This window comes from Streptomyces sp. NPDC031418, assembly GCF_055581605.1.
This window is the reverse complement of the sequence record NZ_JBVIJC010000025.1, coordinates 44,977-59,083: the sequence shown is the minus strand read 5'-3', so window position 1 is coordinate 59,083 and position 14,107 is coordinate 44,977. Positions and strand designations below refer to the sequence as shown.

Annotated in this window: 13 protein-coding genes; 6 read left to right on the top strand and 7 right to left on the bottom strand. The window is 72.3% G+C overall.

What is annotated here, in order from left to right; translation table 11 throughout:
* Positions 1-148 precede the first annotated feature (148 nt).
* Positions 149-1,792, top strand: coding sequence for an alpha/beta hydrolase (locus tag ACZ5CZ_RS31185; RefSeq protein ID WP_468947646.1), 1,644 nt, complete (start codon positions 149-151; stop codon positions 1,790-1,792).
* A 12-nt stretch (positions 1,793-1,804) separates the two neighbouring features.
* Here the strand turns inward: ACZ5CZ_RS31185 and hemQ are convergent, their stop codons facing one another.
* Positions 1,805-2,536, bottom strand: coding sequence for a hydrogen peroxide-dependent heme synthase (gene hemQ, locus ACZ5CZ_RS31180; RefSeq protein ID WP_385840602.1), 732 nt, complete (start codon positions 2,534-2,536; stop codon positions 1,805-1,807).
* A gap of 5 nt (positions 2,537-2,541) precedes the next feature.
* Positions 2,542-3,996, bottom strand: a complete 1,455-nt coding sequence (hemG, locus tag ACZ5CZ_RS31175; RefSeq protein WP_468947644.1) for a protoporphyrinogen oxidase — start codon at positions 3,994-3,996, stop codon at positions 2,542-2,544.
* An 88-nt stretch (positions 3,997-4,084) separates the two neighbouring features.
* Here hemG and ACZ5CZ_RS31170 point away from each other — a divergent pair, with 88 nt between their 5' ends.
* The gene (locus ACZ5CZ_RS31170) at positions 4,085-5,476 is read left to right on the top strand and encodes an FAD-dependent oxidoreductase (protein ID WP_385840600.1); all 1,392 of its coding nucleotides are present in this window, start codon (positions 4,085-4,087) and stop codon (positions 5,474-5,476) included.
* 6 nt (positions 5,477-5,482) lie between these two features.
* On the opposite strand, the gene ACZ5CZ_RS31165 is transcribed toward ACZ5CZ_RS31170, so the two are convergent.
* Entirely contained in the window at positions 5,483-5,752 is a 270-nt protein-coding gene (locus ACZ5CZ_RS31165) for a hypothetical protein (RefSeq protein WP_385840599.1), read from the bottom strand.
* Positions 5,753-5,843: 91 nt separating this feature from the next.
* Between ACZ5CZ_RS31165 and ACZ5CZ_RS31160 the strand changes: the two genes are divergently transcribed.
* Positions 5,844-6,668, top strand: coding sequence for a rhomboid family intramembrane serine protease (locus ACZ5CZ_RS31160; protein WP_468947641.1), 825 nt, complete (start codon positions 5,844-5,846; stop codon positions 6,666-6,668).
* A gap of 3 nt (positions 6,669-6,671) precedes the next feature.
* On the opposite strand, the gene hemE is transcribed toward ACZ5CZ_RS31160, so the two are convergent.
* The gene (gene hemE / locus ACZ5CZ_RS31155; protein WP_385840596.1) at positions 6,672-7,730 is read right to left on the bottom strand and encodes a uroporphyrinogen decarboxylase; all 1,059 of its coding nucleotides are present in this window, start codon (positions 7,728-7,730) and stop codon (positions 6,672-6,674) included.
* 130 nt (positions 7,731-7,860) lie between these two features.
* Between hemE and ACZ5CZ_RS31150 the strand changes: the two genes are divergently transcribed.
* The 3 genes from ACZ5CZ_RS31150 to ACZ5CZ_RS31140 all read left to right on the top strand — a co-directional run bounded on the left by ACZ5CZ_RS31150 (position 7,861) and on the right by ACZ5CZ_RS31140 (position 10,957).
* Positions 7,861-8,538 carry a DUF3000 domain-containing protein gene (locus tag ACZ5CZ_RS31150; RefSeq protein WP_385840594.1) on the top strand — a complete coding sequence of 226 codons (678 nt, stop codon included), beginning with the start codon at positions 7,861-7,863 and terminating at the stop codon, positions 8,536-8,538.
* 290 nt (positions 8,539-8,828) lie between these two features.
* Positions 8,829-9,485 (top strand): response regulator transcription factor, encoded by a 657-nt coding sequence (locus ACZ5CZ_RS31145; protein ID WP_158925899.1) that lies wholly within the window; start codon positions 8,829-8,831, stop codon positions 9,483-9,485.
* Between the two features lie 182 nt (positions 9,486-9,667).
* Positions 9,668-10,957 carry a ribonuclease D gene (locus ACZ5CZ_RS31140; RefSeq protein ID WP_467543324.1) on the top strand — a complete coding sequence of 430 codons (1,290 nt, stop codon included), beginning with the start codon at positions 9,668-9,670 and terminating at the stop codon, positions 10,955-10,957.
* Between the two features lie 58 nt (positions 10,958-11,015).
* Here the strand turns inward: ACZ5CZ_RS31140 and ACZ5CZ_RS31135 are convergent, their stop codons facing one another.
* The 3 genes from ACZ5CZ_RS31135 to ACZ5CZ_RS31125 are packed head-to-tail and all read right to left on the bottom strand — an operon-like array spanning position 11,016 to position 14,025.
* Positions 11,016-11,846 (bottom strand): carbohydrate ABC transporter permease, encoded by an 831-nt coding sequence (locus ACZ5CZ_RS31135; RefSeq protein WP_468947637.1) that lies wholly within the window; start codon positions 11,844-11,846, stop codon positions 11,016-11,018.
* Positions 11,843-12,706 carry a carbohydrate ABC transporter permease gene (locus tag ACZ5CZ_RS31130; RefSeq protein ID WP_468947635.1) on the bottom strand — a complete coding sequence of 288 codons (864 nt, stop codon included), beginning with the start codon at positions 12,704-12,706 and terminating at the stop codon, positions 11,843-11,845. The genes ACZ5CZ_RS31135 and ACZ5CZ_RS31130 overlap by 4 nt, the downstream gene beginning before the upstream one ends.
* Entirely contained in the window at positions 12,706-14,025 is a 1,320-nt protein-coding gene (locus ACZ5CZ_RS31125; RefSeq protein WP_468947633.1) for an ABC transporter substrate-binding protein, read from the bottom strand. Before ACZ5CZ_RS31125 ends, ACZ5CZ_RS31130 begins: the two co-directional genes overlap by 1 nt.
* Positions 14,026-14,107: the final 82 nt, after the last annotated feature.

Here is a 14,107-nt window from a genome sequence, read left to right as displayed (position 1 = left end):
GAGGGCTTCGGGGGGCGCATAGGGGGCATTGGCGCCGACACCGGCCGGGTGGTGCTTGCCTTCCCCGACAGTCATACGAAACATCCCTTTTGTGGTCGCCGGGCCATGGCAGCCGTGCCATCGCCGCCGCTCACCGAAGGGATTCGCGATGAGAACTGCCGCCCTGTACTCGGCCGCCGGCTCCTTGCTCCTGACCAGCCTGGCCGCGGCCCCCGCGGGCGGCGCACCCGGCGGGCCCGGCAGCCTCCCCGGCGCCCCCGGCACGGCCGAGCTGCGCGGCACCGCGGTGGCCGTGGCCCGCGCCCGGGCGGCCGGGGTCGACTTCGGGACCTGTTCCGCGGCCGACGTGCCGGACGCGCCGGAGGGCCTGGAGTGCGGCACCGTGACCGTCCCGCTGGACTACGCGCACCCCGACGGCAGGAGGATCCGGCTCACCGTCAGCCGGGTCCGGGCCACCCAGCGGGACCCGCGCAACAGCAAGCGGAAGGTGCCCCGGCAGGGCGCCCTGGTCTACAACCCGGGCGGGCCGGGCGCCTCCGGCATGTACTTCCCGCTGATCGGCGTGGTCCCGCAGTGGAAGCAGATCGCGGCCGCCTACGATCTGGTCGGCTACGCCCCACGCGGAGTGGGCCGTTCGGCGCCGCTGTCCTGTGTGGACCCCGCGCACTTCCTCAAGGCACCGACGGCGGCGCCGGAGCACCCCTCGGAGAGCTACAAGCGGCAGCGGATCGCCCAGGCGAAGGCGTACGCGCGCGGCTGCGCGCAGCGGTCCGGGAGCGGGCTGCGTTTCTTCAACTCGCTCAACAACGCCCGTGACCTGGACGTCCTGCGGGCCGCGCTGGGCGAGGACCGGCTGACCTTCATGGGCGCGTCGTACGGCACCTACTTCGGCGCGCTGTACGCGGCGATGTTCCCCTCGCATGTGCGGCGCATGGTGCTGGACTCGGCGGTGGACCCGGACCCGGAGAAGATCTGGTACCGCGACAACCTGGACCAGTCGGCCGCGTTCGAGGACCGCTGGGCGGACTTCCGGGAGTGGATCGCCCGGAACGACGCCGTGTACCGGCTCGGTGACACCCCCGCGAAGGTGCAGCGCAGCTACGACACGGCGCGGGAGCGGCTGGGCCGGAAGGCGGCGGGCGGCACGGTCGGGCCCGGCCAGTTGCAGAACGCGTTCCTGACCGCGGGTTACTACGACGACTTCTGGCCGAGCCGGGCCGCCGCGCTCTCGGCCTATCTGCACGGCGACCCCAAGCCGCTGGTCCGGCTGGCCGCCCCGAGCCCGGAGTCGGCCGCGGAGGCGGAGAACGGCAGCGCGGTGTACACGGCCGTCGAGTGCAACGACGCGCCATGGCCGACGGACTGGAAGGTGTGGGACCGGGACAACACCCGGCTGGCCCGCTCTGCGCCCTTCGAGACCTGGGACAACGCGTGGATGAACCTGCCGTGCGCCTACTGGCCGGCGCCCCGGCAGCGGCCGCTGGACGTGCGGACCGGGCCGGGTGAGCTGCCGCCGGTGCTGATCCTGGCGGCCGAGCGGGACGCGGCCGCGCCGTACCCGGGGGCGCTGGAGATGAGCCGGCGGCTGGCCGGTTCGGCGCTGGTGACCGAGCGGGACGCGGGGACGCACGGCATCGGGGGCGGCCCCAATGCGTGCGTCAACGCGTACCTCGATGCGTATCTGCTGGCGGGACGGGTGCCGGAGCGGCATGCGTCCTGTGCCCCGCACACGCCCCCGGCGGCCGGGCCGAAGGCGCAGAGCACCCTCGCCGGCAGGGCCGGGCGGCGGTGAGGCGGCCTGCGCTCAGGCCAGGCCTGCCACCAGATCCGCGATGTCCTTCCTGCGGCCCGTGAAGAAGGGGACTTCCTCGCGGACGTGCATGCGGGCCTCGGAGCCGCGCAGATGGCGCATGAGGTCGACGATGCGGTACAGCTCGTCGGCCTCGAAGGCCAGGAGCCACTCGTAGTCGCCGAGCGAGAACGAGGCGACCGTGTTGGCGCGCACGTCCGGGTAGCCGCGGGCCATCTTGCCGTGGTCGGCGAGCATGCGGCGGCGGTCCTCGTCGGGCAGCAGGTACCAGTCGTAGGAGCGCACGAACGGGTACACGCTCACGTAGTTGCGCGGCGTCTCGTCTGCGAGGAAGGCCGGGATGTGCGAGCGGTTGAACTCCGCGGGGCGGTGCAGCGCCATGTTCGACCACACCGGGGTCAGCGCACGGCCGAGCCTGGTGCGGCGGAACAGGTTGTACGCCTCCTGGAGCTGGTCGCTGGTCTCGGCGTGCCACCAGATCATGAGGTCGGCGTCGGCCCGCAGGCCGGAGACGTCGTACGTGCCGCGGATCGTCACGTCCTTGGCGGCGAGCTGGTCGAACAGCTCCTGGACCTCGTCGGCGTATCCCGCGCGGTCCTCCGGCAGTACGTCCTTCAGCTTGAAGACCGACCAGAGGGTGTAGCGGATGACCTCGTTGAGGTCCTTGGCCAGCTTGCCCTTGTTCGGGATCCTGCCGGACTCGGTGGTGGAGGCGTCGTCACTCATGTCCCTTATTCTCCTGCTCCGCCGTGCAGACTCTGCACCGGGGCCGCGGTGAGCTGCTGCACACCGCGCAGATCTCCGCCCAGCTGGTCCACCGCGGCGTTGGCGCTCGCGATGCACGCCGGGATGCCGACGCCGTCGTACTGCGCCCCGCACACCGCGAGGCCGGGCAGCTTGGCGATGTGTTCCCGGACGCGGGCCACGCGCGCGTGGTGGCCCACCGGGTACTGCGGCAGGCCGTCGGTCCAGCGGGTGACCCGGGTGCGCAGGGGTACGGCGTCCAGTCCGGTGGCCTCCCGCAGGTCGCGCCGGGAGACCTCCACCAGCTCGGCGTCGTCGCGCTCGAGGATCTCCGTCTCGCCGTGCCGGCCGACCGAGGTGCGCAGGACGACCACGTCGGGGTCCTCCTCGGCGATCCAGCCCCACTTCTGGGAGGCGAAGGTGGACGCCTTGATGGTGCGGCCGTCGACGGGCGGGACGAGGAAGCCGCTGCCCTCGGGCAGCTCCAGCCCGGTGCGCCGGTAGGCGAGGGTGACCAGGGCCATGGAGGCGTACTCGATCGCGGCCAGTTCGGCGGCGGCCGCCGGGGACTCGGCGCGCAGCAGCCGCGCGGCGGCCGGGGCGGGTACGGCGACGATCACCGCGTCGGCGTGCAGCACCCGGTCGCCGGCCGTGACCCGCCAGCCTCCGCCGGCCTCCCGGCGCAGCCCGGTCACGGGCGTCCCGGTGCGGATCTCGCCGCCGCGCGCGCGGACGGACTCGGCGACGGCGAGGGGCAGCGTGCCCACGCCGCCCTCGATGCCCATGAAGACCGGGCCGGTCTGCGCGCTCGCGGCGGCCTTGGCCTGGATCTCCCGGACGCCCTCGGTGAGGGAGGTGTGGGTGCGGGCGGCCTGGAAGAGCTGGGGTACGGCCGAGCGCATCGAGATGCGGTACGCGTCGCCCGCGTAGACCCCGCCGAGGAGGGGCTCGACCAGCCGGTCGACGACCTCGCGGCCGAGCCGGGCGGCCACGTACGCGCCGACCGCCACGTCGTCACCGATCTCGGTGCGGGGCAGGCCGGCGTCCTGCTCGATCCGGGCCAGGCCCTCGTCGGACAGGACTCCGGACAGTGCGGCGGCGGTGCCGGGGACGCCCATCACATGGCCCCTCGGCATGGGCCGCAGGGCGCCGCGGGTCCAGATCGAGGCGGTGGCGGTGGCCGGCGGCCGGAGCCGCTCGCCGAGGCCGACCTCCCGGGCGAGGGCCACTGCCTCGGGGCGGCGGGCGAGCATCGACTCGGCGCCGAGGTCGACCCGCACGCCCGCGATCTCGCCGGGCAGCAGCTTGCCGCCGACCCGGTCGGAGGCCTCCAGGACGGTCACGCGGACGCCGCGTGCCAGCAGGCGGTGGGCGGCGGCCAGGCCGGCGACACCGGCTCCGACGACGACGGCGTGCTCGGCTTCGGTACCCCTTGCGCTCATGCCCCCCACTCTCTCAGACCCCGCTGACACTCCGTCCGGGACCCGGGAACACCGGTGCGACGGACGGGTCCTCCTCTAGCGTGTCCTCATGGGCAACGGTGGCATGGAGCGGCTGGTCGTGATCGGCGGAGACGCGGCGGGGATGTCCGCCGCGTCACAGGCGCGGCGGATGAGGGACCCCGGCGAGCTGGAGATCGTGGCGTTCGAGCGCGGGCACTTCACCTCCTACTCGGCGTGCGGCATCCCGTACTGGGTGGGCGGCGACGTGGCCGAGCGGGACGACCTGATCGCCCGCACCCCCGAGGAGCACCGGGCCCGCGGGATCGATCTGCGGCTGCGCACCGAGGTGGTGGAGATCGACGTTCCCGGACAGCGGGTACGCGCGCGTGACGTCGATTCCGGGGCCGAGTCCTGGACGTCGTACGACAAGCTCGTCCTCGCCACCGGCGCCCGCCCGGTCCGCCCGGACCTGCCCGGCGCGGACGCCGCGGGGGTGCACGGTGTGCAGACCCTGGACGACGGCCAGGCCCTGCTCGACACGCTCACGCGTGCGCGTGGGCGCCGCGCGGTGGTCGTGGGGGCGGGCTACATCGGCGTGGAGATGGCCGAGGCGCTGCTCCACCGCGGCTTCGAGGTGACCGTCGTCAACCGCGGCCGGGAGCCCATGTCGACGCTCGACCCGGACATGGGCCGGCTGGTGCACCGGGCCATGGAGGGCCTGGGCATCACCATGGTGAACGACGCCGAGGTCACCAAGATCCTCACCGACGCGGACGGCGGCGTCCGCGCGGTGGCCACCCGGGAGGCCGAGTACCCGGCGGACGTGGTGGTCCTCGGGATCGGCGTCCGCCCGCAGACCGGTCTCGCCGAGGCGGCCGGTCTCCCCCTCGGCGCCCACGGCGGCCTGCTCACCGACCTCGCCATGCGGGTGCGCGGCCACGAGAACATCTGGGCGGGCGGCGACTGCGTGGAGGTGCTGAACCTGGTCTCCGGCCAGGAGCAGTACGTCCCGCTGGGCACCCACGCCAACAAGCACGGCCAGGTCATCGGCACCAACGCGGGCGGCGGCTACGCCACGTTCCCGGGCGTGGTCGGCACGGCCGTCAGCAAGGTGTGCGACCTGGAGATCGCCCGTACGGGGCTGCGCGAGAAGGACGCCCGCAGGGTGGGTCTCGCGTACGAGACGGTCACCATCGAGTCGACCAGCCGCGCCGGCTACTACCCGGGTGCCTCCCCGATGACGGTCAAGATGCTCGCCGAACGCCGTACCGGCCGGCTGCTCGGCGTGCAGATCGTCGGCCGGGAGGGCGCGGCGAAGCGGGTGGACATCGCCGCGGTGGCGCTCACCGCGCGGCTGACGGTGGAGGAGATGACGGCCCTGGACCTCGGCTACGCCCCGCCCTTCTCCCCGGTGTGGGACCCGGTCCTGGTGGCGGCGAGAAAGGCGGCGGCGAAGGTGCGCCAGGGAGCGGCCCGGTGAGGCGCCCTATGCCGACCCGCTGATCCGGGGCAGGGCGGACACCGCCGCGCCGCCGGTGGCGTCCGCGGGCTTCGCATGGGTGGCGGTCGGCCGGGCCGAGCGCAGGCGATGGCTGACGGCCTCGTCCAGCGTCACCGGCCGCCCGGTCTGCGCCGCCAGCCGGCCGGCGTCCTGGCCGAGCCGGGCGACGTCCTCCCAGGGGAGCCGTATCACCAGTGACAGCTCGGCCTCGCCGTCGGGCAGAGCATGCAGAGCCGGAACCTGTGCAGCGTTCATCGCCTGTCCTCACGTCGGTTGTGAAGAGATACGCACACCCGCTCGGAGGTGTTCACCGATTCACCCGGCCCGCCTGGGGCAGTAGTCCTGTGTGGTCATCCCCGTCCATGACGTGAACCCGGTGCGCCGCACCCCCTGGGTGACGTACGCCCTCATCGCCGCCAATGTGCTCGTGTTCATCTCCACGCCCGGCATAGCCGGTTCCGTGGCCGGCGGCAGCGATCTGGTCCAGCTGTGCCAGCTGCACGCCTTCATGGACCACTACGCGGCGGTCCCGCGGGAACTGATCCACCATCAGCTGCCGGGGGTGGTGCCGACGGGTCAGGCGGGGCTGGGCGCGCACGGCCCGGGCTGTGTCGTGGGCCCGCCCGGCTACCACAAGTCGCCGGCGCTGTCGGTGTTCACGGCGATGTTCCTGCACGGCAGCTGGCTGCACCTGCTCGGCAACATGCTCTTCCTGCTGATCTTCGGCAACAACGTCGAGGACCGGATGGGGCACATCCGCTTCTTCCTCTTCTACGTCGTCTGCGGCTATGCGGCCGGGTACGGCTTCGCGCTGCTGAACGCCGGTTCCGGCGACCCGCTGATCGGGGCGTCCGGGGCGATCGCCGGGGTCCTCGGCGCGTACATCGTGCTGTGGCCGAAGGCCCGGGTGTGGGTGCTGGTGCCGTTCCTGGTCTTCCTGCCGCTGCGGCTGCCCGCCTGGCTGGTGCTGGGCTTCTGGTTCGCGCTCCAGGCGGTGTACTCCTCGGGGCACGGCGTCTCCGGCGCCGGCACGGTGGCGTACGCGGCGCACGTGGTCGGCTTCGTGGCGGGCGCGCTGCTCGCCTGGCCGCTCAAGCCCGGTACGCCTGCCCCGCCGGAGCCGCGCGGCCTGCTGTTCGGCAGGCGCGCCCGGCCCCGGTACACATGGTGAGGCTCAGCGCGCGCTCGCGGCGTGGACGTACTCGACGAGGCGGGTGAGCGCGTCCGGGTCGGTGTTCGGCATGACGCCGTGGCCGAGGTTGAAGATGTGTCCCTCCAGCCCGGCGGCGGCGTCGAGCACCTCCTGGGCCTTGGCCTCGACTGTCTCCTTGCCGGTGAACAGCACGGTCGGGTCGAGGTTGCCCTGGAGCGCCTTGCCCGGGCCGACACGGCGCCGGGCCTCGTCCAGCGGGACCCGCCAGTCGACGCCGACCACGTCCGCGCCGGCCTCGCCCATGAGCCCCAGCAGCTCGCCGGTGCCGACGCCGAAGTGGATGCGCGGGACGCCGTACCCGGCGACGGCGTCGAAGACCTTCGCCGAGGCGGACATGACCGAGGCGCGGTAGTCGGCGGGGGCGAGGGCGCCGGCCCAGGAGTCGAAGAGCTGGACGGCGCTCGCGCCGGCCTCGATCTGGACCTTCAGGAAGGCGGCCGTGATGTCGGCGAGGCGGTCCAGCAGGTCGGCCCAGAGCTGCGGGTCGCCGTACATCATCGCCTTGGCGTTCTCGTACGTGCGGGACGGGCCGCCCTCGACCAGGTAGCTCGCGAGGGTGAACGGCGCGCCGGCGAAACCGATCAGCGGGGTGCCGCCCAGCTCGCGGGTGAGCAGGCCGACGGCCTCGGTGACGTAGGGCACGTCCTCCGGGGTGAGGTCACGCAGCCGGTCCAGGTCGGCGCGGGTGCGGATCGGCTCGTCGACGACCGGGCCGACGCCGGGCTTGATGTCCAGGCCGACGCCGATGGCCTTGAGCGGGACGACGATGTCGCTGTAGAAGATCGCCGCGTCGACGTTGTGCCGGCGGACCGGCTGGAGGGTGATCTCGGTGACCAGCTCGGGGCGCATGCAGGAGTCGAGCATCGGGATGCCCTCGCGGACCTTGCGGTACTCGGGCAGGGAGCGGCCGGCCTGGCGCATGAACCACACGGGGGTGTGCGGTACGGGTTCGCGGCGGCACGCCCTGAGGAAGGCGCTGTCGTACGTCGGGGTCGGCTGCGTGCTCTCGTTCGCGGTCACAGGGGCAAGTTTCGCATGCCGCCGTTCCGCGGCCCGCCCGGCAGGGGGTGGCCCGGCGGCGGGGCGCTCGCACATGCCGTAGGGGTGTCTTGCCCTGCGCGGGGGCCCGCTTCGCCTTACTCTTCCCCGCATGGCTGCGGCTCACGGACAAATGTCGGACGACTCCGACGGAATGGACGACGTGCAGGACACCGAGGGGGCGGACCCGCGTTCCCGTGCTTCAGGCCCCCCGGCTTTCCGGGCCGCGGTCGACGCCCTGCGCGGGTGCCGGCTGCGGCCGCAGGTCGAGGTGGAGCCGACGCCGGCGCCGCAGCGGCTCGCGCCGTACGCGTACGCGCTGGAGGCGGTGGTGGTCGACGGCGAGCAGGAGCTGGCCGACGGCCGGCTGGTGCTGCTGCACGACCCGGCCGGGCACGACGCGTGGCGGGGCACGTTCCGGCTGGTGACGCTGGTGCGGGCGGAGCTGGAGCCGGAGATGGCGGCCGATCCGCTGCTGCCCGAGGTGTGCTGGTCGTGGCTGACCGGTGCGCTCCAGGCGCGCGGGCTCGGTTACGGCGAGCCGAGCGGCACGGTCACCCGGGCGGGGTCGCACTACTTCGGGGGGCTCGCCGAGCGGCCGCCCGCCTCGCAGATCGAGATCCGGGCCTCCTGGACGCCTCGCGAGGGGCTGGGCGGGGTGCCGGACACCGCCGCCCACCTGGCCTCCTGGTGCGATCTGCTGGCGCAGGTGGGGGGGCTGCCGCCGGCCGGTCCGGGGGACGCGTCGGTGGTGACGCTGCCGCAGCGCCGGGGCCCGCAGCCGCACTGAGCGGCCACCGTCGAACCGTCGAACCCGCGAAAACACGGTGAGCGCCGTATTGACCATCTCTTTGTCGATACGGCCACTTTCCGCATCGGAATCGCATCCGCTTGAACCGACTCGATCTTCGGATGATCGATCGCGTGTCCGAATTGCACGGATTGTTACTCACTAGATCGTGATCATTCTCTAAAGGCGGACGGGTTTGCTGCCGAAGACGACTGTGACCTTGAAAGCACGGTTAGTCCCGGCTTCATCCCCACAAGCCGGCCCCCCGTCCCCCCACCCCAGGAGGCCTGGTGTCCGTTCTCCTCGAGCAGCCCGCAAGCCTGGTCGCCTACCGCCCGAACAAACCCACCGCCATGGTGGTCGTGGCCGACCCGCGCGTCCGCTCCACCGTCACGCGCCACCTGTGGGCGCTCGGCGTGCGCGATGTCATCGAGGCCTCGTCCATCGCCGAGGCCCGCCCCCGTATCGGAAACCCCCGCGACATCTGCGTCGCCGACGTCCACCTGCCCGACGGCTCCGGCCTGACCCTGCTGTCCGAGACCCGCGCCGCCGGCTGGCCCAACGGTCTCGCCCTCTCCGCCGCCGACGACATCGGCGCCGTCCGCAACGCCCTGGCCGGTGGCGTCAAGGGCTACGTCGTCACCGGCACCCGCACCAACATCGGGCTGCCCACCCGGCCCGGCGCCACTCCCCTCGGCGCCGCCCGGATGCACCGCCGCCCCCCGGGCGCCCCGAGCCACCCGGGCGGCTACCGGGAACTGTCCGGACGCGAGGTCGAGGTGCTCCGGCTGGTCGCGGAGGGCCAGTCGAACAAGGCGATCGGCGTCTCCATGGGGCTGTCCGCGCTCACCGTGAAGAGCCACCTCGCCCGTATCGCCCGCAAGCTGGGCACCGGCGACCGGGCCGGAATGGTGGCCGTGGCCCTGCGCACGGGGATCATCCACTGAGTCCGCACCGCGACCGCCCGCCCACCCGGGACCCCGCCCGCCCCCCGAGCCGGCCGGGGCCGCCTCCGGCCCTTCCGGGTGAACCCCGCGTTTCCCCGGCCTGACTGGATTACGACCCTCCGGCGCCCGTCGACGGAACGTTCCGTCGACGGGCGCCGTCCGCGCACGGATACCCTTGACAGGTGACCGACGCCCAAGACACCGCAGCAGACAGCTCCCTGCGCATCACCGGAGGCACCCCTCCGGACGACGCCGGATCTTCTGTCGTGGGGGCGCCGACTCCCTTGCTGGAGCCCCGTGAGGGCATTCCGCCGGTGGTCGCCGACGCGGCCACGCTGGCCGAGGTGATCGCCGCGTTCGAGGCGGGCTCCGGCCCGGTCGCCGTCGACGCCGAGCGCGCCTCCGGCTACCGCTACGGCCAGCGCGCCTACCTGGTCCAGCTGCGCCGCGAGGGCGCCGGCACCGCCCTGATCGACCCCGTCGCCTGCCCCGACCTGTCCGCTCTCGGCTCGGCGCTGTCCGGCGTCGAGTGGGTGCTGCACGCCGCCACCCAGGACCTGCCCTGCCTGCGGGAGATAGGCATGGTGCCGACGGGGCTGTTCGACACCGAGCTGGCCGGCCGGCTCGCCGGCTTCCCCCGGGTCGGCCTCGGCGCGATGGTCGAGAACGTCCTCGGATACGTCCTGGAGAAGGGCCACTCCGCCGTCGACTGGTCCACCCGGCCGCTGCCCGAGCCGTGGCTGCGCTACGCCGCCCTGGACGTCGAGCTGCTGGTCGACCTGCGCGACGCCCTGGAGAAGGAGCTGGACCGCCAGGGCAAGCTGGAGTGGGCGCTCCAGGAGTTCGACGCGATCGCGGCCGCGCCGCCGGCCGAGCCCCGCAAGGACCCCTGGCGGCGGACCTCCGGCATGCACAAGGTGCGCCGGCGCCGGCAGCTGGCGGTCGTACGGGAGCTGTGGGAGACCCGGGACCGGATCGCCCAGCGGCGGGACGTGTCGCCGGGCAAGGTGCTGAGCGACGCGGCCATCGTGGAGGCCGCGCTCGCCGTTCCGGCCAATGTGCACGCGCTGGCCGCGCTGAACGGCTTCGGGCACCGCATCGGGCGGCGCCAGCTGGAGCAGTGGCAGGCCGCGGTGGACCGGGCCAGGGCGCTGCCCGAGAGCGCGCTGCCGCAGCCTGGGCAGCCGGTGGCCGGTCCGCCGCCGCCGCGGGCCTGGGCCGACAAGGACCCGGCGGCCGCCGCCCGGCTGTCGGCCGCGCGCGCGGGCGTGACGGCCCTGGCCGAGCAGCTCGCCCTGCCCCAGGAGAACCTGGTCTCCCCGGACACCGTCCGGCGCCTGTGCTGGGAGCCGCCGAAGGCCGTGGACGCGGCCTCGGTGGGTGCCGCCCTCGCCGGATACGGGGCACGCCCGTGGCAGGTGGAGCTGGTCACCCCGGTACTGGTCGCCGCGCTGGCCAAGGAAAGCGCGTAACTCAACGAGCTTGCGCAGCCGCCGCAGCGGTGTCGCGCGTGCGGCGGCTGCGGCGCGGCTATCTCGTGGCTCCGCGCAGGAAGCCGTTGTAGATGAACCTCTGGAGCGCCAGGAAGACGATCAGGGTCGGCAGGATCACCAGGACCGTGCCGGCCGAGATGATCTCCCAGTGGGCGCCGTAGGGGCCGCGGAAGCGGAACAGTGACGTCGAGATCACGCCAAGATCCTGGGACGGCATGTACAGGAAGGGGATGTAGAAGTCGTTGTAGACGGCGATCCCCTTCACGATCACCACCGTGGCGATCGCCGGCTTCAGCAGGGGCAGGATGATCCGCCAGTAGACGGTGAACGCGTTGGCGCCGTCCAGGCGGGCCGCCTCGTCCAGGGAGACCGGGATGGAGCGGATGAATTGCAGGAAGATGTAGATCGAGACGATGTCCGTGCCCATGGAGAGCACGATCGGGGCCCACCGGGTGTCGAACAGGCCGAAGCTGTTGACGATCTGGAAGGTGGCCACCTGGGTGGTCACCCCCGGGACCAGCGCGGCCAGCAGGAACAGCGCCATCACCAGTTTCTTCAGGCGGAAGGTGAAGCGGTCGATGGCGTAGGCCGTCATCGAGCCGATCAGGACCGTGCCGCCGATGGCGAAGGCGCAGATGAACAGGGTGTTGCCGAACGCCTGGAGCATCCGGCCGTCCCGGAACGCCGTCACGTAGTTGTGGAAGTTCAGCAGGTCGTCGGGGAGGGTGAGGGCGCCGCTGTCGTTCGCCATCTCCGTGCCGGACTTCAGCGAGGTGAGCAGGACGACTCCGAGCGGGAGCAGGACGACGACGGTGGCGGCGACCAGGCTTACGTAGACCAGGGCGCGGGCGGCGACGCGGCGCGTCATACGAGGTCCACCCGGTCGTCGGGGACGAGCCTGCGCTGCACCCAGGTCACCGCGAGGACGATCAGGAGCAGCACGATCGCCGCCGCCGAGGCCAGCCCGGTCTTGTTGTACTGGAAGGCCAGCTTCACCGTCTGGGTCACGAAGGTCTCGGTGCCGGTCGCGCCCCCGGTCATGATGTACGGCACCTCGAAGACCGACAGCGAGCCGGAGACGGAGAGGATCACGCTGAGGGTGACGACCGGTTTGATGCCGGGCGCGATGATGTGGCGGAACTGCTGCCAGCGGTTCGCGCCGTCCAGCTCGGCGGCCTCGTACAGCTCGCCCGGGATGGACTGGATCGCGCCGAGGAAGAGCACGAAGTTCAGGCCCGTGTAGCGCCAGACCGAGACCCCGGCGAGCGAGGTGTTGGCGGAGACGGGGGTGCCGAGCCAGGCGTGGTCGCTGTGCACACCGGCCAGCCGCAGCACGGTGTCGAGGGTGCCGCCGTCCTGGAAGAAGTACAGGAAGACGAAGCCGATCGCGACGCCGTTGATCAGGGACGGGAAGAACAGCACGCCCTTGAAGAAGTTCCGGAAGCGGACCTTGAAGCTGAGGATCGTCGCGAAGTACAGGGCGGCCACGATCTGGAGCACGGAGGCGGCGAGGTAGTAGCCGCTGACGAAGAAGACCTCGAAGAGGTCCCGGCGGGTGAAGATCTCGCCGTAGTTGTGGGCGCCGGTGTAGTGGAGTTCGGGGCTGACGCCGTCCCAGTCGGTGAAGCTGTACGCGACCATGTTGACGATCGGCGCGTAGGTGAAGGTGATCAGCAGGGCGAGCGGGAGAAGCAGGAACAGCCAGGGGGTCAGGGTGCGCCGGCTCATCAGGAGCCCACCCGCTGCTCGGCGTCGGTCCACTTCCTGCCGAGTCCGTCGAGGAAGGCGTCCAGGCTGCCGGAGCGGGCGCCGCGGGCCAGGTCGACGAGGTTCTGCCGGTAGTCGGGGGCGTTGATGCCGACCTCGGACTCGGAGTCGATGAGCTTGACCCGGGCGCCGTCGGTGTCGTCCAGCTCGATCAGCTTCACGCCCGCGTCCTGGTACGGCTTGAGGACGCTCGGCAGGGGTGCGTGGATGCGCGGGGAGATCGCCAGGTTGTCGCGGTCGTAGCCGGACTTGTCGGTGAACCAGTCGATCCAGGCGCGGGCCGCGTCCTTGTGGGCGGAGTGGATGTTGACGGCCTGGTTGTAGTCGGGGCCGACGACCGCGCAGAACGTCCCGCCGGCCTGGGCCGGGAAGGGCATGAAGCCGATGTCGTCGGGGCTCACCCCGGCCTTCTTCGCCGCGTCCCGGAACTGGATGACCGCCCAGGTGCCGAGCCACTCGGTGGCGATCTGTCCCTTCGCCAACCGGGCTTTGGACGCTTCCCAGTTGGTGGTCGTCGGGTCCTTCTCGGCCAGGCCCTGGTGGACGATGTCGTAGAGCAGCGTGTCACCGACGCGCAGGTCGGCGCCGGGCGCCCACGGGTTGCCGGTCGCGAGTTTCGTGGTGGCCCGGGTGTCGCAGTGCACCGAGCCGTTGACGAAGGTCCAGGCGGTCAGCGGCCACTGGGCGGCGAAGTTGGTGTAGTACGGGATCGCGCCGGTCTTCTGCTTGACGGCCTTCAGGGCGGCGAGGAACCCGGCGGGGGTGGTGGGCCACTCGGTGACGCCCGCCTGCCGCCAGACGCGCTTGTTGTAGACGAAGCCGGGGGTGACGCCGATCGGGCTCTGGCCGTACACCTTGCCGTCGACGGTGGTGAAGTCGGTGAAGCGGTACTTCCTGGACCGTTCGGCCCGGGTGCCGAGGGAGGCGAAGAACCTCGGGTAGTCGCTCTTCTTGATCACCCCGGGGATCATCAGGACGTCACCGTAGTTCTCGGTGTTCATCCGGATCTTGACTTCGGACTCGTAGTCGGTGAGGGCCTGGAACTTCACCTTCACCTTCGGGTACGTCCTGTTGAACTCGGCCGCGTACCGGTCCATCGTGCCGTCCTGCACGAGGTCGGTGCGCTGGGTGAGGACCGTGATGGTCCCGCTCACCTTCGCCGGGTCGGTGGGCGCGGCGGCGTCCTCGCCCCTGGTCGCGCCTCCGGTGCCGGTGCAGCCCGCGAGCAGCAGGGCGGCGGCCGCCAGGGCGGTGGCGAGGGCGGTCGTACGGCGGTTCATGTGCATCAGCTCCGTTCGCGAAATGACGGACGAGCACGTGCGGGGTTGGCTGGTTCGGCACTCTGACAGCGCTTTCCTCAAC

Bases quoted from the DNA above. Each gene is read 5' to 3' on its own strand.
- ACZ5CZ_RS31185 (WP_468947646.1), top strand. From the start codon at position 149: ATGAGAACTGCCGCCCTGTACTCGGCCGCCGGCTCCTTGCTCCTGACC.
- hemQ (WP_385840602.1), bottom strand. From the start codon at position 2,536: ATGAGTGACGACGCCTCCACCACCGAGTCCGGCAGGATCCCGAACAAG.
- hemG (WP_468947644.1), bottom strand. From the start codon at position 3,996: ATGAGCGCAAGGGGTACCGAAGCCGAGCACGCCGTCGTCGTCGGAGCC.
- ACZ5CZ_RS31170 (WP_385840600.1), top strand. From the start codon at position 4,085: ATGGGCAACGGTGGCATGGAGCGGCTGGTCGTGATCGGCGGAGACGCG.
- ACZ5CZ_RS31165 (WP_385840599.1), bottom strand. From the start codon at position 5,752: ATGAACGCTGCACAGGTTCCGGCTCTGCATGCTCTGCCCGACGGCGAG.
- ACZ5CZ_RS31150 (WP_385840594.1), top strand. From the start codon at position 7,861: ATGGCTGCGGCTCACGGACAAATGTCGGACGACTCCGACGGAATGGAC.
- ACZ5CZ_RS31135 (WP_468947637.1), bottom strand. From the start codon at position 11,846: ATGACGCGCCGCGTCGCCGCCCGCGCCCTGGTCTACGTAAGCCTGGTC.
- ACZ5CZ_RS31130 (WP_468947635.1), bottom strand. From the start codon at position 12,706: ATGAGCCGGCGCACCCTGACCCCCTGGCTGTTCCTGCTTCTCCCGCTC.
- ACZ5CZ_RS31125 (WP_468947633.1), bottom strand. From the start codon at position 14,025: ATGAACCGCCGTACGACCGCCCTCGCCACCGCCCTGGCGGCCGCCGCC.